Origin of the sequence: Fibrobacter sp. UWH5 (assembly GCF_900142505.1) — a bacterium.
Lineage (GTDB): Bacteria > Fibrobacterota > Fibrobacteria > Fibrobacterales > Fibrobacteraceae > Fibrobacter.
Genome location: NZ_FRBB01000006.1, coordinates 32,296 through 53,490, shown reverse-complemented (window position 1 = coordinate 53,490; position 21,195 = coordinate 32,296). Strand labels below are relative to the sequence as shown.

The window sequence follows — 21,195 nt, the reverse complement described above, 5'->3', positions numbered from 1 at the left end:
TTCATTTAAAGGAATGGCCCCTTTTGTGGGGGCCTTTTTTTATGTAAATTTGGTAAATATGGAATCTCTTGAAAAAGAAGCGGCTATTGCCCTGGATTACCTTTCCCGCGTCTCCAAGGAAGCGGAAAAGAAGTTTGATGAATTACTCCCCCCTGTGACGGATCAGCCCTGTCGCCTTCATGAGGCTATGCGCTATTCCATGTTTGCAGGTGGCAAGCGTTTGCGCCCGGCCTTGGTCAAGGCTGCGTTTGACATGTTCGGCGGTAAGGGAAACTCTGTGGATTACGCCATGAGCGCCTTGGAAATGCTCCATACGTTCTCCCTGATTCACGACGATCTGCCCTGCGTCGATAACGACGACTTCCGTCGCGGCAAGCCCACTAGCCATAAGCAGTTTGGCGAAGCTACCGCCGTGATGGCTGGCGATGCCCTCTGCATCCACGCTTTTGAAATGATGGGCAAGACCGGCAATGCCAAGGCTATCGAAATCCTGGCTCACCTGCTGGGTACCTATGGTATGATCGGTGGCGAAATGATCGACATCGAATCCGAAGGTAAGGCTGTTGATCTGGCAACTGTGGACTATATCCATTACCACAAGACTGCCGCTCTCCTGGAAGCTTCTCTGGAAGTGGGTGCCCGTCTGGCAAACGCAACCGAAGACGAAATCAAGATTATTCGCGACTATGGCCGTTCTATCGGTCTGGCTTTCCAGATTGTCGATGATATCCTGGACATCGTTTCTACCACCGAAGAACTGGGCAAGGACGCCGGTTCCGATATCGAGAAGGGCAAGGCAACCTACCCGGCTCTGGTTGGTCTGGAAAAGTCCAGGGAAAGGGCTCGCGAACTTTATGACGAGTCTATCAAGGCATTGGACGGTCTTAAGTACGATACCACGATCCTTCGCTCTGTCGCAGCTTTCATCATTACCCGAGTTAAATAATGGACCTTAAGAGCATTAAGTCGCCTCAGGACATTAAGCATTGTTCTGTGAAGGAACTTGAACAGTTGGCCTCCCAGATTCGCGAGACCATCATTGGTCAGGTTTCTAAGCATGGCGGCCATTTGGCTTCGAGCCTTGGTGTAGTGGAACTGACTCTTGCGCTGCACTATGTGTACAACGCTCCCGAAGACAAGATTGTCTGGGATGTGGGTCATCAGGCTTATGTTCACAAGCTTCTGACTGGCCGTATCGATCGCTTCGGTACCTTGCGTCAGCAGGGCGGTATTTCGGGCTTCCTGAAGCGTAACGAAAGTGAGTATGACTGCTATGGTGCAGGTCATGCAACCACTTCCATTTCTGCTGCTCTGGGTTTTGCTGTTGCCCGTAACCACTTCAAGCGCAAGAACAACGTGGTGGCTGTTATTGGTGATGGCTCCATGACCGGCGGTATGGCTTATGAAGCTCTGAACAATGCTGGCATTTCTAAGCAGAACATGACCATCATCTTGAACGATAACAAGATGAGCATTGCGCCCAATGTCGGCGGCTTTAGCAAGTATCTGAACCGTGTGATTTCCGATCCGGTTTACAACAAGATGCGTACGGACCTGGACCGCCTGATGAAGCGTCTTCCCGGTATTCTGGGTTCCCGTTTCCGCGATCTGTTCCTGCAGGTGGAAAGTGCGGCCAAGACGGCTGTGAAGCCCGGTCAGTTCTTTGAAGATCTGGGCGTCCGCTACTTTGGTCCTATCGATGGTCATGACATCGATGAATTGATTATGATTCTGGAGCGAGTCAAGTCCCAGCCCGGGCCTTGCCTCGTTCATGTGCTGACGGAAAAAGGCCGTGGTATGTCTGCGGCTGTAGCTAACCCCACCAAGTTCCATGGTTGCGGTCCCTTCGATCCTGAAAGTGGTCTGCCCCTGGCTCCGGGTAAGCCCAATCCGTCTCTTACCAGCATCTTTGGTAAGACCCTTCTTGAAATTGCGAAGAAGGATAACCGTGTCATCGGTATTACGGCTGCAATGCCCACGGGCTGCGGCATGGATATCGTTGCCAAGGAACTTCCTGATCGCGTTATCGATGTGGGTATTGCCGAAGAACACGCTCTGACTTTTGCGTCTGGTCTTGCCTGTGATGGTGTGGTGCCTGTAGTGGCAATCTACTCCTCCTTTATGCAGCGCGCCTACGACCAGATCATGCATGACATCGCCCTGCAGAATTTGCATGTGGTGATGGTACTTGACCGCGCCGGTTTGGTGGGGGCCGATGGTCCTACCCATCATGGCGTTTTTGACTTGTCGTTCTTGCGTACGGTTCCGGGAATTACCATCCTGGCTCCGTCTAACGAGAATGAACTTCGGGATATGATCCAGGCTTCTATCGACATGGAAGGGCCTGTGGCGATCCGCTATCCTCGCGGTACTGCCTTGGCAGAAACTTTGGAACCTGCAACTGAGAACTTTGATGCGAAACTGCCCAAGGTTCTTGAACAGGGTAAGGATATCTTGCTCCTGGGTGCAGGCTTCATGACTAACGAACTGAAGAAGACTGCAAGTGTCTTGCGTGAGAACGGTTACAACTCGACTCTCGTGGATGCTCGCATCATCAAACCCTTGGACGAAGAATGCTACCGCGCACTCTTCGAAAGCCACAAGACTATTGTAACTCTCGAAGACAATACCTTAGTTGGTGGTTTTGGTTCTGCTATCGGCGAACTGCTTATGGATCTCGGAATTACGGACAAACGTTTGCTCCGCTTCGGACTTCCGGACAAATTCGTTGAACAGGGCGAAATTTCGGCCCTCTACAAACTTTTGAATATTGACGGGGAATCCGTCGCCAAACAAATAATGGAAAAACTATGAGCGAAGAAAATAACGAAAACCGCACCGTAAAGGCCACATTGAACCGCAAGTTCGGCGTCAGCGAAGCTGCTGACCGTCGTAACCCCCGTCGTGACGGCGATAGCCGTGACTCCCGTGAAGGCCGTGGCGACCGCAAGTCTTTTGGCGACAGAAAGTTTGGTGACCGTGGCGAACGCCGTTTTGGTGATCGCAAGTTCGGTGACCGCAAACCTTTTGGTGACCGCGGCGAACGCCGTTTCGGTGACCGTCCCTTTGGTGACCGCCCCCGTCGCGACGATGACCGTCGTGAATTCAACCATGAAGGCGCAGAAGGTGAAGGCCGTTCCTTCAACCGCGAAGACCGCCCCTTCAATCGTGACCGTCGCCCCCGTTCTTTCGGTGACCGCCCCTTCCGTGGCGACCGCAAGCCCTTTAACCGCGATGGTGGCGAACGTCGTGAATTTAGCCGCCCCATTTACCGTCAGCGTCCTGAAGAACAGCCTGTAGAAACTGTGGAAGAAGTTCTGGACGAAGCCGCACTGGAAGCACGCGTAGCCCAGGCTGAAGTTAGCGAAGATGTAAACTTCAACCCGCCTTGGTTCAAGAAGCTCCTGGCTCTCACCACCGAAAAGGGCCGCGAACGCGAAGGCCGTTTCATTGGTGAAGGTGTTCACGTTGTGCAGGAACTGGTTTCCCATCATCGTGAATTGGTGGTTGGCGTTTATGCTGTCGAAGGTTTCGCTGACGAAGGTTTGATCGAAACCATTAATGAAGCTGAAATCAAGATTAACATCTTGACTGAAGACCAGATGAAGCGTCTGTCTTCTACCGTTACCCCCCAGGGTGTGATTGCCGTGGCCCGCATTGCCAGCAAGAAGCCCGCCTATGAATCCAGCCGTAGCATCCTCACTCTCGTGGACGCCGTGCAGGATCCGGGTAACTTGGGTACTCTCTTCCGTACCAGCCTCGGTTTCGGTTCCGATGGTATGATTCTCGGTCGCGGTACCGTTAGCCCCTTCAACCCCAAGGTTGTTCGTGGTTCCTCGGGTACTTTCCTCCGCGTGCCTTTCGAATTTGATGTTGACCTGATCGACCAGATCAACTTCCTCCGCAGCAAGGGTTACACCATTATTGCTACTGATCTTCACGGTAAGCAGTCCCTCCGCGAAATTCCCCAGCATAAGCTCCGCAAGATGGCTTTCCTGGTGGGTAACGAAGGTGCTGGCACCAATCCCTACTTCATTGAACTGGCTGACGAAACCGTCAAGATCCCCATGAGTAGCGATCTGGAATCCCTGAATGTTGCTGTGGCTCACGGCATCCTTTCTTACGAAGCCGCCCAGATCCTGGACGAACTGAAGTAAAATGGAAATAGCTGAGGTTTATAATGAACTTTCATGAACGTCTAGAACAGCGCGTCGCCAAGTGCGGCAACCCGGTTTGCATGGGCATGGATCCGGTGATGAAGCTGATTGACCCTTGTGTTTCTGCAGGTTCTGCCGAAGACAAGATCAAGCGTTTCTATTCCGAAATTCTGGAATGCTGCCTGAAGCGCAATGTGCAGCCCGCTGTAGTCAAGCCCAATAGCGCTTACTACGAATGCGTCAGCGTGCAGGCCATGCTCACCTTGCAGCAGCTCATTGCTGATTACAAGAGTGCTGGCATTCCCGTGATTCTCGATGCCAAGCGTGGTGATATCGGTAAGTCCAGCGCTGCCTACGCTACCGCCGCCTTTGACGTGTACAAGGCTGACGTGGTGACCGTTTCCCCGTGGATGGGTTCCGATTCCGTGAATCCCTTTGTTCGCGAAAATTCCGAGAACGGTGCTTACGTGCTGCTCCGTACCAGCAACAAGGGCGCTCACGATTTCCAGGATATGCCTGTTATCGGTAGTGACGATCCCCGCGACGTGAACGAAGCCTTCTACTCTGTTGCCGACAAGATCTTTGAATGGGACGGCGACAAGGGCTTCTTCGGTGCTGTGGTCGGTGCAACTCATCCCGAAGAACTTGAAAAGATTACCGCCTACTGTGTTGCCCACCAGCACGAAATTCCCTTCCTGATTCCTGGCGTTTCCATTCCTGGTGTGCCCGGTGGTCAGGGTGGCGATGCAAAGACTGTACTTACCGCAATCAAGAACGGTGGCGGCAAGCGCAAGTTCCATGTGCTGAACAGCTCCAGTGGTCTGAATTTCGCTTACCAGCGTAGCGAAAAGCCCGAAAACTTCGCTAACGAATGCGTTGACGCCCTGGAACGTCTGGCTGAAGCTTGCCAGATCTAGGAACAAGGTTGAGGTAGTCGAATGCGGTCTGTTAGGTTTATTGCGGTAATCGTTGTTGCAGTAGCCCTCGTGGCGGTGGCTTTCCGTATGGCAAAGCCTCTTCCCAGTACCAATTTCGACGAATCCTTCTTGCCCAAGGCCTCTTCTGTTCGCTATGTGGCTGCCGGTCACGATGCATCTGTGGCGGGGCTTTTCTGGATCAAGGGTCTTACCGAACTGGGTGAAAGCTTCCTGACGGGTAAGGAGTATGCCTATCTGGGTCATGTGGCAAATCTTTGCACGGAGTTGGATAGCCTTTTTAATACCCCCTACTATTTTGTTGGCGGTATCACTCCTGTCGATGCTCAGGATACTTCTGACTTTGTGGTGCTTCGCAGGGCCAGTAAAGTCTATCCTGAAAACTGGCGCTATTCGCTCTACTATGCCATGCGTCTTGCTCGCGGTCCCCATCCGAACAAGACCGAGGCCGCAAACGTGATGCGCCGTTATTTCGATAGCCCCGATACCACTATTCCGCCCCATATCCGTACCATCTACCGCAGTTTTGAGCTGGATACCATGCAGACCGAAATGGCCCTGGAATCAGTGCTGAATGACATGATGCAACCTCGCTTCAAGAAGTTCAGGGAAGGTTTTTATTCCAAGGTTCTTCGACTTCTTGGATATAAAGGTATGGTTGGCGATCCCGAGAAGAATGAAACCTATCAGAGGGTGAAGTTCCTCATGAATGCCATGGTGGAGGGTAAGATGCATCCTGGCCTTGTGTACAGGGAATTGCTGGCTATGAAGAAGGTTGAGGAACCGGAAGTCAAGACTGACAGTGTTGAGCCGCCTAGCGATTCCGTTGCCGTGGCTTTTCCGGATTCTACGTCGAACTAAAAACAGCTGACTTTAAAAAATAGAAGCCTTCCGTAAGGAAGGCTTTCTTGCTTATATAAATTCTGAAAAATTTTATTTAGAACAACGTTTTGCGTTGTTGGGGAGGCCGATCAGTTCGAACGCATTCTTGCAACGCAACTTCAGGTCTTCGGCTTCTTTTTTAGGCGTAGACTTCAGCTGGGAACGCAAGTACAGAATCGTTGCCGTGGTAAAGGGGAGGTTTGCCTGGATTGCCTTGGCTTCGGCGATGCGGTAGAGGGAGTCTGCTTCGGCGTTGCCAGAGATGTCTGCGATGCGGGCTGCGGTAAAGGCATAGAACCCGCCCTTCTTGTCGGTTCGCTTTCCGACCATCTTGAGGGATTCATTGGCGGCATCCATCTGACGTGCCCCAGCCTGGGCAATGGCGCATTCGCTATAATAAGCGGCCTGTGCAGTTTCTTGCGCATTCTTTAGCGAGTCTGCAACGATGGATTCGCAGTTCTTGTTTGCCTTCTGGTAGTCGCCTCGGGCGTTTGCGATGGCGGCCTTTGCGGTGACCAGCTGCACCAAGGTGCTGACGTCCAGGGCTTCGGGCCTGACAACGGTAAGCAGAGAATCTGCCAGGTTTAGGTCAAGGCTGATGGTGCGGATTCGTGCCATGTTAATCAGAACTCGACCTTCAGAAAATAGGTCGGATTCTTTGCGGCTGGCGAGAAGAGCTCTTTCCAGCTGGCCGTAACCCTTGGCGAACTTTCCGTTGCTGAAGGAACGCTGGGCTCTTGCAGCAAGAATTCCCGATTCGGAGGCTTCTGCGAAAGAAGTGGCGGCCAGGGCGATTCCCATGGCGACGGCTGCTGTGCGGGCAAGGCGGAACTTAGGCAGTTTCTTTACCATAGGGTCTCCACCATGAAGGGCACGCTATCCTTGGAGGGCATGGATCTGCGGACTATCCACATGTTGGAGATTCCTGCCATAAGGTCGTCGGCATTCTGCAAAGTCTGTTCGGTGGCTTCCATAAAGTCGCCGATTCCGCTTGTCAGTACGCCAACTTCGGTAAGGACTCCATCTACACGTTCGAAAGTCTTGTCGACCTTGCCCATCATACCATCGATACTACCCATCAAGCCGTCGATTCGCTGGGGAATGGGCTTCAGTTCACCCATCATAGCGGATACGTCGTCGGCGATGATATTGACCTTTCCTAACAGGAGAGGCATTTCTGTCTGAATCGTGTCAAACAAGCCTGCTGCCTGGAATAAGACCTTCTTGCCGATGTAGGTCATATCGTCTAGACGACCTAGCTGGCGGTTCAGGTTGTCGTAAAGTCCTCGGGAGCCGAACAATGCGCCGACGGTAGTTCCCGTATCCATTGCCATGGAGAGTAGGGTGTCGGCAGCGTTGACAAGTACGTTTACGCGTCCCAGAAGTTCGTTTGCCGTTTCAAGAACGGTTTCGATATCCTGCGCCTGGCCCGGAGGTAAGAATTCTCCATCCTCCAGTACTCGTCCCTTGCCGCGGTTCACGTCGATGTTAACAACACGGGCCGAAATCAGGTTCTGGTCACGGATGGCGAACACCTTGGCGCTGTCGGTAATCCAGTTCTGGTATTGCTTGCGGATGATGAATTCCATCTAGACGCCTTCGCCCTCAATTTCCATGTCGGAAATCTGGCCCACGTCTACACCGCTAATCTGGACACGGGTTCCGGGGCGTAAGCCGAACGCCTTTTCGAACCTACTGTGGAGTTTGTATTCTTCCACGCCGATCATACCAGATGAGAAAAGCTTTGCGTAAAGCACAATGCCAAAAATCATGATGGCAACGGTAAAGAAGATTCCGACCAGGAGGCCGGAAATTTCCATCCAGTTGATGCGCTTTAGCGGTTTAAAAGCCATATTGGGAAATATATAAATAATTATTTACCACTTGGATGGGTCTTTCCGTTATGTTTCTATTTTTTAAAAGCGATATTTGAGGAGATCATGGATTTTTTTGAGTTTCTAGATAGTGCAGTAACACCTTTTCACACGGTATCGGAGTTAAAGAAGGCTTTTGAAAAGGCTGGTTTTGGTAAGGACTCCGTTTTTGAACGAAATGGGGCCCTTATTGTGGTCCGTTTGCCTAGGAAGGTGAATTCTAACACCAGGTTTCGTATCGCCCTGGCCCATACGGATTTTCCTGCGCTCAGGATATCTCCCAATCCCGACAAGAACTGTGCGGGAGTGAACAAACTTCATGTTGAAACTTATGGCGGCCTGCTTTATACAAGCTGGCTGGATCGTGATCTGGGATATGCCGGTCTGCTGGCTTTTGAAAAGGATGGCCAAGTCGGTTCTCGACTGATTCGCGGAAGCAAGTTGTTCCGTATCCCTCAGTTGGCAATCCACTTGAACCGTGGCGTGAATCAGGATGGTCTGAAGGTGAACCCCCAGACGGATCTGGATGCGTTATGGAGTTCCAGTTCTAGCGCCGCAGATGCCTCCCGGAAATTTGCCGATGTCCTTCAGGCGGAACTGGGTGGTGATGAACACCTGCTTGATTTTGACGTCCAGTTTTTTGATGCCCAACCTGCAAGTGTGGGTGGCTTTAATGATGAATGGGTCTATTCCGGACGCCTGGATAACTTGAGCAGTTGCCACGCCATTGCCGAAGCAATGCTGAATTCGGATGTTCCCGAAAATGACTTCCTGGTGGCTGCGTTCATGAACAACGAGGAAGTGGGCTCTGTTTCTCGTGATGGTGCTGGCGGAAACTTCCTGCAGTCAACTCTTGAAACCCTCTGGAACCGTTATGCCCAAAATGGTGGTGTTGGCCGTAGCCTGTCTGAAGTGTTGGCTGATTCCTTAGCCTTGTCCATTGACATGGCTCATGCAGAACATCCTAACTTCCCGCAGAAGCATGAATCAAACCATGCGCCTGTCTTGGGCGGCGGTGTGGTGCTAAAGACGAATGCCCAGAAGCGTTATGCCAGTGACGTTCTTTCTTCGGCACAATTCAAACTTCTTTGTAAAAAGGCAGACGTTCCTTATCAGACGTTCATCACCCGTAATGACATGCCCTGTGGAAGTACTGTTGGTCCTACCATTTCTGCTTCGCTTGGAATTCCCACTGTAGATATCGGTGAGCCCATGCTCAGCATGCACAGCATTCGTGAGATGATCGCCTCTAAGGATCATGTGGATTTGATTAGTCTTTTGAAAATTTTCTTGGGGAAGTTTTAATGAAGCTTGTATTGAATAAAGTAAAGAATAGAATCAACTCTTTTAGAAGAATTACCTTTGATTCTTTTTTGGATCGAAAGTCTTTTGCCAGTTGGGGCTTGCTTATTGTTTTCCTGAATTTCGTGATGCTCCATGCGCTGGGATTCAGTTCTGACCTGGGCTATTGGCGCAGCTGGATCAGCAACCTTGAAATGGGCGTCGGTAATTTTTCGGGCGACTATCCACCGTTTTATATCTTGTGGCTTCGCGTGGTGGCTGCCTTCTACAAGGCCACGGGGCTTTCGTTGCAATTGGATTATGAACTGAAACAGTTCTGCCTGCTACCTGTGATTTTGGCCCATGTATCCCTGGCCCATTTCGTGTGGCTCCGCCTGCGGAGTCGTGATTGGCCGCCGCAGATAAAGACTGTGGTCATGCTTTTGGTGGCGATAAATCCTGCGTTCTACCTGGATGGACCTGTGTGGGGACAGGTGGATATCTTGCCGGTAACGATTTGCGTGTGGGCGCTGTGGTATGCGGCAAGGCCCAATACTTTTGCGATTGGTATGGCTCTGTTCATGCTTGGTCTTTTGACCAAGTTCCAGATGATTATGTTCCTCCCGGTTTTCGGAGCCCTGGCTCTCCGCTACCGCAAGATTATGTGGAAGGGCTTGTTTGCTGCCGGTGCTGTTTTTGTGCTGGTCTTCTTGCCGTTTATTCTGACGGGGAACTTTGCCAAGGAATTCTCTCAGGCTTATCTGAGTTCCGTGGGGCAGTACCCTTATGCGGCCATGAATGCGGGTAACTTGTGGATGGCCCTCGTGGGCAACATGACTCCCGATACCAGGCCCATATTCGAATGGGCTCCGGCTTTTATGAATCCGGGCCTCATGGGAAAGATTTTGTTTGTAATCGTTTCGTTCGCGGTACTACTGGTGACTTTCTTCAGGAGGCTTGACATGGGCGCCATCATGATGGTAGCTACCCTGAATGCACTGGCCTTCTTTATGTTGTTGCCTTGCATGCATGAACGTTACTGCCTTGCCGCGGCTGTCATGTGCGTTGCGGCGGTGTCCTGCCAGAGAAAGCCGAACATCAATGGTGCCGTAATTTTGTCGGCTGTCGCTTACTTGAATATTTCGATGCTGATGTCTACCCGTGGCGATGCGCTTTGGTTCTGGATTTCCATTGCCGGCATTTTTGCCATGGTCTATTTCCTGGCTCAGAACATTGCTCCTGAAAAGTTTGAACGTCTCTGTGGGCTGTTCAAAAAAATCCCCTTGCCGGGACTTGTTCCCTATGTGCTGTTGTTGTTGGTTTATGGCGTGGATATGGGAAGTACTTTTGCCCAGATGGCCCGTTCCGCTTACAGCCTGAAGGATGGTGAAGTCTTTGTGTATGATTTGAACTTGATCCATCAGGAACAGGGTTATGGAAACACCCATATTGGAAAATCCATTGATGGAAATCCGCTGCGGGTCAATGGCGAACTTTACGTAGCAGGCATTGGAACCCATGCTCCTTCAAGGCACGTTTATGAACTGCCGAAGAATGCGACCCGATTTACGGTGACTTGCGGCGTGGATGATGAGTCGGGCAATGGTGTCGTAGACTTTATCGTCTTACTGGACAACCGTGAAATCTGGAGAAGTGGCCGTATGGAAGGCCGTCAGGTAAAATCGGCGGATCTGGATATTCGCGGTGGCCGTAGAATATCTCTGGTGACTGACGAAATGGGCGCCAAGAATTTTGACCATGCTGACTGGGTAAACCCTGTGGTTTATACAGAGAAGTAGTTTTAGGGATAAAATGAGGTCCGTAGTCAAAAAGTACTGGGACCTCGTTTTTTTGTATATTACTGGTCGATTAGGAAATTTGATATGCGATTGTCTATTTTGTTGATTGTCTTGCTGTCGGTGATGGGCTTTGCCCGCCCCATTAATGATGGCAATAAGTTGTTTGCCGCAGGCGATTATGCCGCAGCCCTTGAAAAGTACATGAAGGCCCGTGAATCGGAGCCGGCAAATCCTTTGCTGTTCTACAACATCGGAACTTGCCAGTACCGCCTTGGAAATTATGAAGAGGCCAAGAAGGAATTGGAAAGTGCGGTACGCATGCCCGATAAGAAGATGGCGGCGAAGGCGGCCTACAATTTGGCCAATACCCATTTCCGCGTTGGTGAAAAGGCCGCTGAGCCCAGCGAACGTATTGCCGCTTGGCGTGAGTCCGTGGCATACCTTAAAAAGGCGATCGACCTGGACAACAATTTTGAAAATGCCAAGAAGAATGTTGAAATTGTCCAGCGCAAACTGAAAGAGGAACTGGATAAGCAGAAACAGAATCAGGATCAGAACCAGGACAATGACCAGAAGCAGCCTCCTTTAAGTGAAAAGGCCAAGGATGCCCTGGCACGAGCCCTCCAGCTGAGTAAGGATGGCAAGTACGAAGAAGCCAAGCAGATTCTGGAAAACATTATCGCCGAAGATGAAACGGCTGGTCAGCTGAATGCCTATGTGCAGCGTGTTGACGATGTCATTGAAATCAAGGCCGGTCGCAAGCCCAAGGCAAAAATCGATGCCAGCAACACCGATAACGACTTGGAGGTGATCTAATGTTCCAGGACGTCATTCTGAACGTAGTGAAGAACCCGGTACGCATGACGGTTTGCGTCTTGTTGTGTGCCGCTGCTGCATTTGCCGCTCCCAAGTCTGCAAGTGCTTATTATAGCGATGCCGCTTTCCAGTACATTGAGAATCGCTTGCCTTCTGCGGAAATTACCTGTAATGAAGGTTTGCAGTATTATCCCAATGATCAGAAGCTGCAGATGCTCCTGGATCGCATTCAGGAAGCCAAGGACGAGCAGAAGAACGAGAATAAGAAAAACGATCCTAAGAACGATCAGAATGATCAGAACAATCAGGATCAAAATCAAGACCAGAATAAGGACCAGAACCAAGATCAAAACCAGGATCAGGACAAGGATCAGCAGGACCAGAATCAAGATCAGAATAATGGTGACCAGTCTAGCGATAGTCAGGGTCAGAGTTCTGATAGCGAAGGCGGTTCCGGCGAACAACCGCAGCAGCCTGAGGAACAGTCCAGCGATAGCCAGGGCGAACAGCCCCAGCAGCCCGAGGAACCGCAGGGGGTTCCTGCAGGTCAGATGAGCCCTGAAGAAGCCAGCCAGCTTTTGAAGGATTTTGACGAACAGAATGGTGAACGTAAACCTTGGAAACCCCTCCGCGGCCAGGCAAGACCTGCCAAGGACTGGTAAGGCGAAACCAAGAACAAGCTTGCTTGTTCTTGAGTGAGCCGCAAGTCCTGCGCTAGCAGAGCGCAATGACTGGTAAGCCGAGTGTCGCGAGCATCAACTTGTTTGCCGGTAGGACCGAGGCGAGCGGGAAGGACTCCGAAGGAGTCCCCAAGGGTCAGATGACTGTCGCTCAGTTCCTGGAAATGACCGCAGACGACCGCAAGGTTGTTCGCTAATAGAACCGCACGTCATCCTGGAGGACGCTTCGCGTCCGATAGGATCCAATGACAGCTAAAAAAGGCAGACTCGAAAGTGATGTGAACCCCGAAAGTTTTGTCCAACTTTCGGGGTTCACATCAAAAGGGACTGCATTTTTCATTTATAAACCTAATTTGTTCAAAAACGCCGAATACGAAAGAATCGCAAAGTACGACGCATTATACCGTTCGTCGGAAAATGCGAACAAGAACAAAATATGGAAACTCGCCGAAATGGACGCCGACCGCGTAACCGCATGGAGCAAGGGCGGCGCAACCGACCGCGCCAACTGCGAAATGCTCTGCAAGTCGCATAACCGGGCTAAAGGGAATAGGTAGATTTTTCAGACTCCTGAAAAAATCAAAAATTCCGCAGTTGTGGAAAAAACTGAGGAACTTTTGAAATTTAGAAAAAGAGGCTATTTCATTCCTAATGGATATACGCCTGAACGAGTAAGTATGTATTTGGCGTTTACATCTTCATTCAGTGTACTATAAACCCAAACAGGACAATCTAAGGATACGACTGGTGTTTTTTCGTTTTCAATAAGCTCTATTTTTAGCGTGTCTTTTATAGCGTAGACTCCGATTGATTTTACATTATCTTTTGAGCAAAGTAAGTACGAAGGAAATGTAAAACGAGCTTTCTTACCATCGCTACTAATAAAGACAGTGTCGATGCTAGCATGGTATTCAGTTTCTGCGCGATCTATAATACAGTTCGTTATTGAATCCAGCGATAGAGTTTGTTCATCGTAATTAAGGGATGTGTCATAGTGAAAAATCTCCCCTGAATATGATTCACTAGAATCATCTGAGCAAGCAACGAAAGAAAGGACAAATATTAAAAAAGATAGAAAGATTTTCATAAACAGCTCCTTTTATTTGCAGGGTGTACTATAGCAAGGGGTTCCATATTTTATCCATCTTGATCCAATTCCATCGTAATCACCTCCATTTTTAAAAACAGGCTTTTGAATGGAATTTTCAAATGTTTCTTCCCACGGATCAAAAAATTTTCCATCGACATATCCGTAACGATATACTATTTTAGGTTCAACCCCCAACCCTTGTTCCTTATAAATCCATTTTTTTACAGCATTCTTATATGCTTCCCAAATTCCCTGTTTTTCTTTTATCCAATTTTTTGCAAAATCTCGTTCTACATAATACGAGGCTCTTGAATAGGAACATGTGCCTAAATTTAAAAAGCCGCAGCTGTATTTATGCTTATATTTTTTGTAGCTCCATGATAACGAGCTATAACCAAGAATTGAATGCACTCCATTAAACCAGGGATCTTGATTTGATTCATCATTTTTGAACACAAGGCATGAATTAAGCATAACCCAATATGTTTTTCCTTTGAAAGCTTTATCTTCATTGTAAATACGTTCGTCCTTCGGCCACATTGTTATCCTATTGACATTTCCATGGCCATTATAAAAAACAAAATTATAGTTATCGGTTTCTGTCCCCTTAAAACGAGAACGGGTGACTTGACTATTTTCGTATTGCTTTGAAGAAAATGTTATAGCATTAGAATATTTGTCTTTGAGATTGTCTTTAAAAGAATTTACCAATGCGTTTGCGGCATCTGTAGCAACAGATAATTCTTTTTGCCAATCATATTCATATTTACTAATAGCAAAGGTGATAATAGAAAACTTAGAGGGAACATTTGCGTCAATAGCGTTTGCCGCACAAAACAAAAAAAAGATAAACAATAATACGATTTTTTTCATAAATTCCTCCTATCTGCTAACGATAGCCTTGTTTACAGGAACGAGTGAAGCGTCTGTCGGTATATCGAAGGTCATCGGGATGCTTTCATCGCTATTCATTGTAGAATATTGACCAATAAAGGTGACGCTTGGAACCAACATCACTTCTCCTTTTTCGTTTTCAAGTGCTGTTAATGTTTGTGAGGAGTTGTCTAGACTTCCTCGGAGATCATTTTCTTTGAAATCTTGAGAAACGGATTCAACGAGTTCGTCAAATTCCACTCTGTGAATTTTATTTCGTTTGTTTTGTTCAACAGTGCTTTTTGCAGGGACTTTGTTGTATTTATCCCATTGAACATCCATGTAAGACAAGTTTCCCGTGGAATCGTAACTCATTAGCACATAAGAACTTCCCCTTACCGGGATGCCGTCAAGTTTTCTATGTGCCATAATCATGCTTCCAACAACTCTTGGCTTATTGGAGTCTCGTTGTTCGTATTCATAGCCAACAGATGTTATGGCGCAGGAATCTGCCACATCCCTGGGAAGAATCGCTTTGATATCTTCCATGGCGCGAGTACGCATTTCGGTCTCGGATGCAAGTGGACGTTTTTTCTTGTTTTTCTTGTTTACTGTAAAGCGATGAAAATCATCAAGTTTTTTTACCTGAAAATTCTTTCCGGATTTGAAATCTCTTGTGCCCGCAATTGTGTAGATGTATGAGTCCTGATTAACAGTTGTTTTTTGGCTTTTCATAAGAACACGCGGGTTTTCGCGGGCGTTCATTTGCTGATAAATTTTTTCACTCACAATCAACTGTGCGTGAGTGTACGAAATCAATGCGCCAAGAGCTAAAAAGTATATCTTCTTCATTGAAAAATCTTCTCCTATACTCATTTATTACGAGATTTGCCATTCAAATCAGTGGAAAATGTTTTCCCACTAGCCCTGTTCTCATAGCTGATGATGTTGTCTTGAATTTGCAACAGACGAAGACCACTCTGCCTGTCATTGTGATTAGAGTTGTCATTTTTAAAAGATGGTGAAGAACTGTCAAGAAAAACTGCTGTGTAATTGTCATCACCAAGTTCAAATGTGGAAACATATTTCTTTCCGTTGATTTCTCCGGCACTTGCGTCAATTGAAGATACTTGTTTTGTCGTAATTATTGCACGGCGAAGTGTTGCTTGAAGTGTGTCGCCATCACTGATATATGTGAGAACAATCGGTTTGTTCTTTACATCACGGAATAAGGAAACGGATTGTTCGAACGACAGATTTTCAAACCCTTTACCATCTACAGCGATGATTAAATCGCCTACCTTTAATTCAGATTTTGCCGCAGGTGTGTTTGGGATGATAGCTTCAATTCCTAATCCAATGTTTCCGTCTTGTACAACAAGACCAATGCCTCCAAACGATTCGTCAGCAAAAAGTGTCGTTGCACAAAGAGCAAACGCCATCAAGGCCATCTTTTTCATTAACCCTCCTATTATGTTGTAGAAAAAAAGATGTTTAAAACATAATGCGAATTTGTATGAAAAACGCAAGATTTAAAGAAAAAATTTGTTTACAAACGTTCGGCAAAGAGTTTTTGAAGATCATTTTGAATTCAGGAGTCTGTTTGGGTTAGCAAAAATCCCAATGGAGTAGATTTTGTCACACAATGATTTTGCGCACGTTGTACTTACTTTGAGTAATTTATGGTATTTTTTTTGTATCCTATTAAAATTTGCGTTAGGGATTGTGACCCCTTGGGGACAAGACTCGCGAAGCGAGGCTTGGTTCTGGGAGGTGAGCTGCAAGCGTAAGCGCAGCCGATTGCCCCCAGAATATAGCCCGACCCACACGATAGTGTGGGAAACGCCCATAAGACCAACATACGAAGTGGCTGACTTCTGCGCACTCGTCAAGGAAAAGCGTGCAAGCCGAGCGTCGCGACGAAAAGCTTGTTGCCGGTAGGACCGAGCCGTAAGTCCTGCGCACGCAGAGCGCAATGACTGGAAAGGCGAGCGTCGCAATGACCAGCAGGTAAACGCAAAAAATTAAGCTCTGCGCGGATTAAAATGCGCGGGGCTTTTTATATTCATGTATATGAGTTTTTGGGAAAGAAAAAACGTTTTAAGTTTGTTGTTTGCGGGAGCCTTGATGGTTTCCTGTGGTGATGATTCTTCAAGTCCGTCGGATGCGGGACCAGTTGATAGTTCCGCTGCCGATTCCGAATCGTCTGGAGTAAGTTCGTCCGACGGTTCGCAGGAATCCAGTGGCGGTATGGCGCAGGCGGGGTCGTCTGGTGGCGAAGCTCCGATAAGCTCCGCGGTGTCGTCAAATTCCGGCGTAACTTCTAGCGCGGGCGGAATCTTGCAGAGCAGTTCCGCAGAGCATTCTACAGATTCTTCTCCCGAAAGTTCTGCGTCCCAGACGGTTGCGTCTAACGCTTCTGACGAATGGTATTTTGACGATACGGATGGCGCCTGCGAAAAGTGCGACAACTATACGGCTCAGGACCCGGTGCTGAATGAACGCGGCGGTACCGGCTCCATTACGACTTACGGAAGCATAACTGAGAAAGAAACCAGTCTGGGTGGCGCCTGCAATTACGGCCAGACCAACATCCAGTATTATGCCGCCATCCATGTGAACGTTTCTAGCGGTGACGATAAAGGGCCCTGGAATGGGGGCCTTGCCTGCGGTGGCTGCGTTCGCGTAAAGGCGAAAACTCCTGATGGCTGGAAGCGCGTTACGGTGCGCATTACGGACCGCTGCCCCGACGAAAGTTGCGGTGTGGATTTGGGTGGCGCACCTGCCAGCGACATCATGGGCATTACGGTGGGCCGCTATTACGGCGAATGGGAATTCGTATCCTGCGAAGGCGTTGAAGGCGTGTGGGGTGATTCCACCAGCGTCTGGGTGAAGGAAGGGGCTGGCCCTTACTGGAGCATTGTGCAGGTTCGTAACCCGAAGGATGCCGTGACGCAAATTTCTGCGGTGACGGATGCGGAACCTGTAGCTTTGAAGTACGCCATCGAGGCGGAAAACTTCTGGACGGTCCCTCAGGGAATTTTGCGGAGTGATGATATGGTCAAGTTGATTATCGAGTATCGCACTGGTGTGCCCGATACCTTGCAAATCAAGGGAAGCGACTTGGCTGTGGGCGAGGCGAATTACTACCTGTAAGTTTGCAGTTCCTTTTGTGACTTCCATATTTCTATTTTTTTATAGTATGCGGATCTGAATTGCTTAAACCCATATTTAAAGCAGATCGTTTCCGCAAACTTGAAAAATGAATTTGTAAAAAAGAACGTTTTTTATGAAACCTTTAAGCGATCGCACTAGCCATTTTACTGAATCTGTTATCCGTTACATGACCCGCATTGCCTATTCTTGCGGTGCCGTCAATTTGTCTCAGGGTTTTCCGGATTTTGACCCGCCGGTGGAATTGCAGAACCGCATGGCGGAAGTGGCCAAGTCCGGTCCTCATCAGTATGCGCTGACCATCGGTGCCAAGAATTTCCGTGAGGCGGTTTGCAACAAGCAGGAACATTTCAGCGGCATGCGCTTTGACCCCGAAAAGGAATGCGTCATTACTTGCGGCAGTACCGAAGCCATGATGATCACCATGATGTCGGTTTGCAATCCCGGCGACAAGGTGGTGATTTTCTCGCCCTTCTACGAGAACTATACGGCGGATACGATTTTGAGCGGCGCTACTCCTATTTATGTGCCGCTGAATCCTGACGATTTTACCTTCGACGCCAACGTCCTTGATGATGCCATGAAGCAGCCGGGCGTAAAGGCTCTGGTGCTTTGCAATCCTTCGAATCCTAGCGGTAAGGTTTTTACTCGTGCGGAACTGCAGATTATTGCGGATCTTGCCATCAAGTATGATTTGTATGTGATTACGGATGAGGTGTACGAGCACATTATTTTTGCGCCTCACGTTCATACCCACATGGCTACGTTGCCTGGCATGCGTGAGCGTACCATCGAATGTTCCAGCCTTTCCAAGACTTATTCCATTACTGGTTGGCGCCTGGGTTACATTCTTGCGCCCGAGCCCATCATGGAACGCATTAAGAAAGTTCACGACTTTACGGTGGTGGGGGCTTCTTCGCCGTTGCAAGAAGTGGGCGTGACCGCCATGAATTTTGGCGACGAATATTATACCGAACTGCAGGCCCATTACACTCACATGAAGGAACTGTTTACTGACGGCCTCCGCAATCTGGGATTCAAGTTTACAGAACCTCAGGGCACCTACTTCGTGATGGTGGATATTTCAGAATTCGGTTACGATCGCAAGCTGGCGAGCCTCGTAGCAAGCGGTTCCGCTGCGGGCCTAGGAATCGGCATGACGGGCTCGGGTTCCGTTCGTCCCGATGAACTTTTCTGCATGGATTTGGCAAAGAAAGTTGGTGTCGCCGCAGTGCCTGGCAGTAGCTTCTTTAGGGAACCTGTGAACCATCTGGTGCGATTCCATTTCGCCAAGAAGGACGAAACCTTGATTGAGGCATTGAACCGCTTGGAAAGTGTCCGTAAATTGCTTAAATAGGATCCTGAAAATGGGAATGCATGCTAAAAATTTGCATTGTTTGTTACAGGATATTTGGCAATTGCTTCATATCGCCCATGTTCCGTGTCAGAGACTTCTATAAGTACTTCAGTTGCATTGCTGGGAATCTTTATTTTTTTTGAAAAGAATCCGTTGCCCTGATTTTTGAGACGATTTTTCTTTCCGTTGCAAAAAAGAAGAGCATATTTTTTATTTGAAACTTTTATTTTAAATTCGTATGTTGAATCTGCATGTAACTGAACTAGTGGTGACTCTATCTTGATGTCCTTTGCTGATGAGTGAAAATAAGTTGGGTGCTGGATATTACTAGCCTTATTTGCGCTAATCGAAAAAGATGCTATGCTGCTATAAGCGTTATCTTTAACGTTATGCATTAAAAAAGCTTGAAAGATTCCTGCGTAAGGTGCCTGGAATTCTATTTGTAATTTTTCACGATTGTGTGTCAATAGAGCTCTGTTTTGTACAGGTTGGTTGGTCTGTAAATCGTAAACATTCAATATAAATTTTGCATCCCGTTTTTGAATAAGGTCTAGCTGATATGAACTATCAATATTGTTGGTCGCCTGCAGTTTGTTGGGAGATTCAAATAAGTCGAAAAAAATGGGATCTAGGAGAGGTCTATTTTTAAATTCGTCGCGACTGATTTTCTTGGTTAGTTGATGGTTTGATTTCGATGTATTGACATTAAAGGCGCTTGAAATCAAGTAGCAGCGCCAATGCGTCATAAATCATTTTGACTTTTTCAAAATCATTTTTTGCAACGGAATCTATTAAGGATGTAAGATTTGTAACGTACCTTTCTGTTTCGTTCTGCCGTAGAGAATCGTTTTCGTCGTTTTCAATAAAATTAACGATTTGTTTGTGGGGAATACCCGTTCTGTATTTATAGGCATCGCTATCAAAGTCTTGTGGGAAAGGGTATTTTTCAACGGCATTGTTTTTGGAAACATGGACAGTGTCTGTTGATTTTTCGTACTGATGATTTGGGCCATTCTTAGAATTAGGGGATGTTGACGCACACCCAATAACAAAGACTGCTAATAGAAGGATTATAGTTTGGGGTGATGCCCGTGTCATTTTCTTCATGAACCGTCTATCCAACGGCCTTTAGTCGTGAGCTTTCTGTAGCTCGGCTCTATACAGTTCCTCGATGTGCGAGGGGCCTTCGCACCATAGCTTGAGACTTTCATCAAAGAGCATTTTCCCGGTTTTGGAATTCAAAAAATCGGGTAAAACGTCGGCTGCATCAAGATGGTCTTCCTTGGAAATGGACTCGACAACCATAGTTGTCAAAAGTTCCATTGCGGCCTGAATTTGTTCTTTTGTTACAGCCATATACGCTCGCTTTTGATAAATGCAAGTTGCTGTAATGCGATTGTTGTTCTAAAGCAGTACTGGTCCTTTAATCGTTCGGGGAGTAACAGGCGTATGCATATTTCATCTGCTTGTTGAGTGCCGACTTCTCCGAAGGTTCCTGTCATGTAGGTGGTTATTGTGATGTTTGTTGCGTCGTTTGCAATCTTGCCACCAACGATATCGTATTTTTCAAAATCCTGAACAAGGGAATTGAAAAGCCCCTTTTTTCGATGAGCGACAATGCAATGTAGCCAGTCGGCATCGGCTGTTAAAAAGATTTGGGTTCGGAGATTGGCCGGTATGTATTCAAAGGAAGACACAACTCCAAAATTCTGCTGGGTTGGAATTACTCCAGATTCCTGCGCTTTTCTTGTAGAAATCTTTGCAAAGGATTTAGCTTGTTCCTTGTCTGTTGTAAGGTAGAAACCTTGACCGAAATCCTTATACTTGGCGCACTTAGACAAGTCAGGTGAAGATACTTCGCAAAAACTTCCGTGGTACAGAATGGTTCGCTGATTCAAATCAAGCATTTTACACGCCCTTTGACTTGAGGTATTGCCTTATGTCTTCAAGAACCGCCTGGTCGCCTTCAATATGGAACAAGTCCCACATTCGCTTGATATAGTGAAAAACACCCTGTTCCTTGAACTGGGTTGCTACTGCAGCAATGGACGCTCCCGTTTCTTCGGACATCAGCCGAACGAGCCTTGTCTGCATATAGATAATCTGGGTGCTTTCACTCATGTTCTTCAATATATAAAAATTTGGATATGGTATCTTGCAAAACTCCAACAAGTTGTTGGAGTTTGAGAAATGCAGCAAAGTTTTGCTTTGGTCCTTGGCAAATATGGTGTCGTCTATTGGAGCTAAAATTTTTACTACCTTGTGGATGATTAAATA

At 47.8% G+C, this 21,195-nt stretch carries 24 protein-coding genes and 1 pseudogene; 13 read left to right on the top strand and 12 right to left on the bottom strand.

Features of this window, described 5'->3' with window-relative positions; genetic code table 11:
* Positions 1-58: 58 nt before the first annotated feature.
* Genes BUB38_RS07095 through BUB38_RS07075 form a run of 5 tightly spaced genes read left to right on the top strand, consistent with a single transcriptional unit; the run spans position 59 to position 5,953 of the window.
* Positions 59-946 carry a polyprenyl synthetase family protein gene (locus tag BUB38_RS07095; RefSeq protein ID WP_083538187.1) on the top strand — a complete coding sequence of 296 codons (888 nt, stop codon included), beginning with the start codon at positions 59-61 and terminating at the stop codon, positions 944-946.
* Positions 946-2,814, top strand: coding sequence for a 1-deoxy-D-xylulose-5-phosphate synthase (gene dxs, locus BUB38_RS07090; RefSeq protein ID WP_073159020.1), 1,869 nt, complete (start codon positions 946-948; stop codon positions 2,812-2,814). The genes BUB38_RS07095 and dxs overlap by 1 nt, the downstream gene beginning before the upstream one ends.
* Positions 2,811-4,157: a TrmH family RNA methyltransferase gene (locus BUB38_RS07085; protein ID WP_073159018.1), complete on the top strand. Its 1,347-nt coding sequence runs from the start codon at positions 2,811-2,813 to the stop codon at positions 4,155-4,157. Before dxs ends, BUB38_RS07085 begins: the two co-directional genes overlap by 4 nt.
* A 23-nt stretch (positions 4,158-4,180) precedes the next feature.
* Positions 4,181-5,074 (top strand): orotidine-5'-phosphate decarboxylase, encoded by an 894-nt coding sequence (gene pyrF, locus BUB38_RS07080; RefSeq protein WP_073159016.1) that lies wholly within the window; start codon positions 4,181-4,183, stop codon positions 5,072-5,074.
* A gap of 21 nt (positions 5,075-5,095) precedes the next feature.
* A complete protein-coding gene (locus BUB38_RS07075) occupies positions 5,096-5,953 on the top strand; it encodes a hypothetical protein (protein WP_073159014.1) in 858 nt (285 codons plus the stop codon).
* A 72-nt stretch (positions 5,954-6,025) separates the two neighbouring features.
* On the opposite strand, the gene BUB38_RS07070 is transcribed toward BUB38_RS07075, so the two are convergent.
* From BUB38_RS07070 to BUB38_RS16750, 3 genes are read right to left on the bottom strand one after another with little or no spacing between them, the layout of a single operon-like run.
* Positions 6,026-6,826, bottom strand: a complete 801-nt coding sequence (locus BUB38_RS07070; protein ID WP_073159012.1) for a hypothetical protein — start codon at positions 6,824-6,826, stop codon at positions 6,026-6,028.
* A complete protein-coding gene (locus BUB38_RS07065) occupies positions 6,820-7,563 on the bottom strand; it encodes an MCE family protein (protein ID WP_254794896.1) in 744 nt (247 codons plus the stop codon). The genes BUB38_RS07070 and BUB38_RS07065 overlap by 7 nt, the downstream gene beginning before the upstream one ends.
* Positions 7,564-7,827, bottom strand: a complete 264-nt coding sequence (locus BUB38_RS16750; RefSeq protein WP_254794894.1) for an MlaD family protein — start codon at positions 7,825-7,827, stop codon at positions 7,564-7,566.
* Positions 7,828-7,914: 87 nt separating this feature from the next.
* Here BUB38_RS16750 and BUB38_RS07060 point away from each other — a divergent pair, with 87 nt between their 5' ends.
* The 6 genes and pseudogenes from BUB38_RS07060 to BUB38_RS16290 all read left to right on the top strand — a co-directional run.
* On the top strand, positions 7,915-9,153 hold the full coding sequence (locus BUB38_RS07060) for a M18 family aminopeptidase (RefSeq protein ID WP_073159011.1): 1,239 nt from the start codon (positions 7,915-7,917) through the stop codon (positions 9,151-9,153).
* A complete protein-coding gene (locus BUB38_RS07055) occupies positions 9,153-10,928 on the top strand; it encodes an NPCBM/NEW2 domain-containing protein (RefSeq protein ID WP_073159009.1) in 1,776 nt (591 codons plus the stop codon). Before BUB38_RS07060 ends, BUB38_RS07055 begins: the two co-directional genes overlap by 1 nt.
* Positions 10,929-11,012: 84 nt before the next feature.
* Complete coding sequence (locus BUB38_RS07050) at positions 11,013-11,744, top strand: tetratricopeptide repeat protein (RefSeq protein ID WP_073159007.1); 732 nt, start codon at positions 11,013-11,015, stop codon at positions 11,742-11,744.
* Entirely contained in the window at positions 11,744-12,406 is a 663-nt protein-coding gene (locus BUB38_RS16300; RefSeq protein WP_073159005.1) for a hypothetical protein, read from the top strand. The genes BUB38_RS07050 and BUB38_RS16300 overlap by 1 nt, the downstream gene beginning before the upstream one ends.
* Before the next feature lie 65 nt (positions 12,407-12,471).
* On the top strand, positions 12,472-12,621 hold the full coding sequence (locus tag BUB38_RS16295; RefSeq protein WP_175547652.1) for a hypothetical protein: 150 nt from the start codon (positions 12,472-12,474) through the stop codon (positions 12,619-12,621).
* 219 nt (positions 12,622-12,840) lie between these two features.
* Positions 12,841-12,981: pseudogene (locus BUB38_RS16290) on the top strand (HNH endonuclease); the annotation flags it as partial.
* Positions 12,982-13,061: 80 nt separating this feature from the next.
* Here the strand turns inward: BUB38_RS16290 and BUB38_RS07035 are convergent.
* From BUB38_RS07035 to BUB38_RS07020, 4 genes are read right to left on the bottom strand one after another with little or no spacing between them, the layout of a single operon-like run.
* Positions 13,062-13,511, bottom strand: coding sequence for a hypothetical protein (locus BUB38_RS07035; protein WP_073159003.1), 450 nt, complete (start codon positions 13,509-13,511; stop codon positions 13,062-13,064).
* A 12-nt stretch (positions 13,512-13,523) separates the two neighbouring features.
* On the bottom strand, positions 13,524-14,387 hold the full coding sequence (locus tag BUB38_RS07030; protein WP_073159001.1) for a DUF6345 domain-containing protein: 864 nt from the start codon (positions 14,385-14,387) through the stop codon (positions 13,524-13,526).
* Positions 14,388-14,396: 9 nt separating this feature from the next.
* A complete protein-coding gene (locus BUB38_RS07025; protein WP_073158999.1) occupies positions 14,397-15,239 on the bottom strand; it encodes a hypothetical protein in 843 nt (280 codons plus the stop codon).
* A 20-nt stretch (positions 15,240-15,259) separates the two neighbouring features.
* Positions 15,260-15,847, bottom strand: coding sequence for a S41 family peptidase (locus BUB38_RS07020; RefSeq protein WP_073158997.1), 588 nt, complete (start codon positions 15,845-15,847; stop codon positions 15,260-15,262).
* A gap of 667 nt (positions 15,848-16,514) precedes the next feature.
* Here BUB38_RS07020 and BUB38_RS07015 point away from each other — a divergent pair.
* On the top strand, positions 16,515-17,543 hold the full coding sequence (locus BUB38_RS07015; protein WP_073158995.1) for an expansin family protein: 1,029 nt from the start codon (positions 16,515-16,517) through the stop codon (positions 17,541-17,543).
* Positions 17,544-17,676: 133 nt separating this feature from the next.
* Positions 17,677-18,918 carry a pyridoxal phosphate-dependent aminotransferase gene (locus tag BUB38_RS07010; protein ID WP_073158993.1) on the top strand — a complete coding sequence of 414 codons (1,242 nt, stop codon included), beginning with the start codon at positions 17,677-17,679 and terminating at the stop codon, positions 18,916-18,918.
* 23 nt (positions 18,919-18,941) lie between these two features.
* Here BUB38_RS07010 and BUB38_RS07005 read toward each other — a convergent pair whose 3' ends face one another.
* Genes BUB38_RS07005 through BUB38_RS06985 form a run of 5 tightly spaced genes read right to left on the bottom strand, consistent with a single transcriptional unit; the run spans position 18,942 to position 21,039 of the window.
* Positions 18,942-19,643 (bottom strand): hypothetical protein, encoded by a 702-nt coding sequence (locus BUB38_RS07005; protein ID WP_073158991.1) that lies wholly within the window; start codon positions 19,641-19,643, stop codon positions 18,942-18,944.
* Positions 19,624-20,025: a hypothetical protein gene (locus tag BUB38_RS07000; RefSeq protein ID WP_073158990.1), complete on the bottom strand. Its 402-nt coding sequence runs from the start codon at positions 20,023-20,025 to the stop codon at positions 19,624-19,626. Before BUB38_RS07000 ends, BUB38_RS07005 begins: the two co-directional genes overlap by 20 nt.
* 21 nt (positions 20,026-20,046) lie before the next feature.
* Positions 20,047-20,274 carry a hypothetical protein gene (locus BUB38_RS06995; RefSeq protein ID WP_073158988.1) on the bottom strand — a complete coding sequence of 76 codons (228 nt, stop codon included), beginning with the start codon at positions 20,272-20,274 and terminating at the stop codon, positions 20,047-20,049.
* Positions 20,265-20,825, bottom strand: coding sequence for a DUF3990 domain-containing protein (locus tag BUB38_RS06990; RefSeq protein ID WP_073158986.1), 561 nt, complete (start codon positions 20,823-20,825; stop codon positions 20,265-20,267). Before BUB38_RS06990 ends, BUB38_RS06995 begins: the two co-directional genes overlap by 10 nt.
* A gap of 1 nt (position 20,826) precedes the next feature.
* Positions 20,827-21,039, bottom strand: a complete 213-nt coding sequence (locus BUB38_RS06985; RefSeq protein ID WP_073158984.1) for a DUF3791 domain-containing protein — start codon at positions 21,037-21,039, stop codon at positions 20,827-20,829.
* Positions 21,040-21,195: the final 156 nt, after the last annotated feature.

Coding starts and splice junctions, on each gene's coding strand:
- dxs (WP_073159020.1), top strand. CDS start 946: ATGGACCTTAAGAGCATTAAGTCGCCTCAGGACATTAAGCATTGTTCT.
- BUB38_RS07065 (WP_254794896.1), bottom strand. CDS start 7,563: ATGGAATTCATCATCCGCAAGCAATACCAGAACTGGATTACCGACAGC.
- BUB38_RS06995 (WP_073158988.1), bottom strand. CDS start 20,274: ATGGCTGTAACAAAAGAACAAATTCAGGCCGCAATGGAACTTTTGACA.
- BUB38_RS07035 (WP_073159003.1), bottom strand. CDS start 13,511: ATGAAAATCTTTCTATCTTTTTTAATATTTGTCCTTTCTTTCGTTGCT.
- BUB38_RS16295 (WP_175547652.1), top strand. CDS start 12,472: ATGACTGGTAAGCCGAGTGTCGCGAGCATCAACTTGTTTGCCGGTAGG.
- BUB38_RS16750 (WP_254794894.1), bottom strand. CDS start 7,827: ATGGCTTTTAAACCGCTAAAGCGCATCAACTGGATGGAAATTTCCGGC.
- BUB38_RS07075 (WP_073159014.1), top strand. CDS start 5,096: ATGCGGTCTGTTAGGTTTATTGCGGTAATCGTTGTTGCAGTAGCCCTC.
- BUB38_RS07030 (WP_073159001.1), bottom strand. CDS start 14,387: ATGAAAAAAATCGTATTATTGTTTATCTTTTTTTTGTTTTGTGCGGCA.
- BUB38_RS06985 (WP_073158984.1), bottom strand. CDS start 21,039: ATGAGTGAAAGCACCCAGATTATCTATATGCAGACAAGGCTCGTTCGG.
- BUB38_RS06990 (WP_073158986.1), bottom strand. CDS start 20,825: ATGCTTGATTTGAATCAGCGAACCATTCTGTACCACGGAAGTTTTTGC.
- BUB38_RS07050 (WP_073159007.1), top strand. CDS start 11,013: ATGCGATTGTCTATTTTGTTGATTGTCTTGCTGTCGGTGATGGGCTTT.
- BUB38_RS07020 (WP_073158997.1), bottom strand. CDS start 15,847: ATGAAAAAGATGGCCTTGATGGCGTTTGCTCTTTGTGCAACGACACTT.
- BUB38_RS16300 (WP_073159005.1), top strand. CDS start 11,744: ATGTTCCAGGACGTCATTCTGAACGTAGTGAAGAACCCGGTACGCATG.
- BUB38_RS07025 (WP_073158999.1), bottom strand. CDS start 15,239: ATGAAGAAGATATACTTTTTAGCTCTTGGCGCATTGATTTCGTACACT.
- BUB38_RS07085 (WP_073159018.1), top strand. CDS start 2,811: ATGAGCGAAGAAAATAACGAAAACCGCACCGTAAAGGCCACATTGAAC.
- BUB38_RS07000 (WP_073158990.1), bottom strand. CDS start 20,025: ATGAAGAAAATGACACGGGCATCACCCCAAACTATAATCCTTCTATTA.
- BUB38_RS07055 (WP_073159009.1), top strand. CDS start 9,153: ATGAAGCTTGTATTGAATAAAGTAAAGAATAGAATCAACTCTTTTAGA.
- BUB38_RS07095 (WP_083538187.1), top strand. CDS start 59: ATGGAATCTCTTGAAAAAGAAGCGGCTATTGCCCTGGATTACCTTTCC.
- BUB38_RS07060 (WP_073159011.1), top strand. CDS start 7,915: ATGGATTTTTTTGAGTTTCTAGATAGTGCAGTAACACCTTTTCACACG.
- pyrF (WP_073159016.1), top strand. CDS start 4,181: ATGAACTTTCATGAACGTCTAGAACAGCGCGTCGCCAAGTGCGGCAAC.
- BUB38_RS07010 (WP_073158993.1), top strand. CDS start 17,677: ATGAAACCTTTAAGCGATCGCACTAGCCATTTTACTGAATCTGTTATC.
- BUB38_RS07015 (WP_073158995.1), top strand. CDS start 16,515: ATGGTTTCCTGTGGTGATGATTCTTCAAGTCCGTCGGATGCGGGACCA.
- BUB38_RS07070 (WP_073159012.1), bottom strand. CDS start 6,826: ATGGTAAAGAAACTGCCTAAGTTCCGCCTTGCCCGCACAGCAGCCGTC.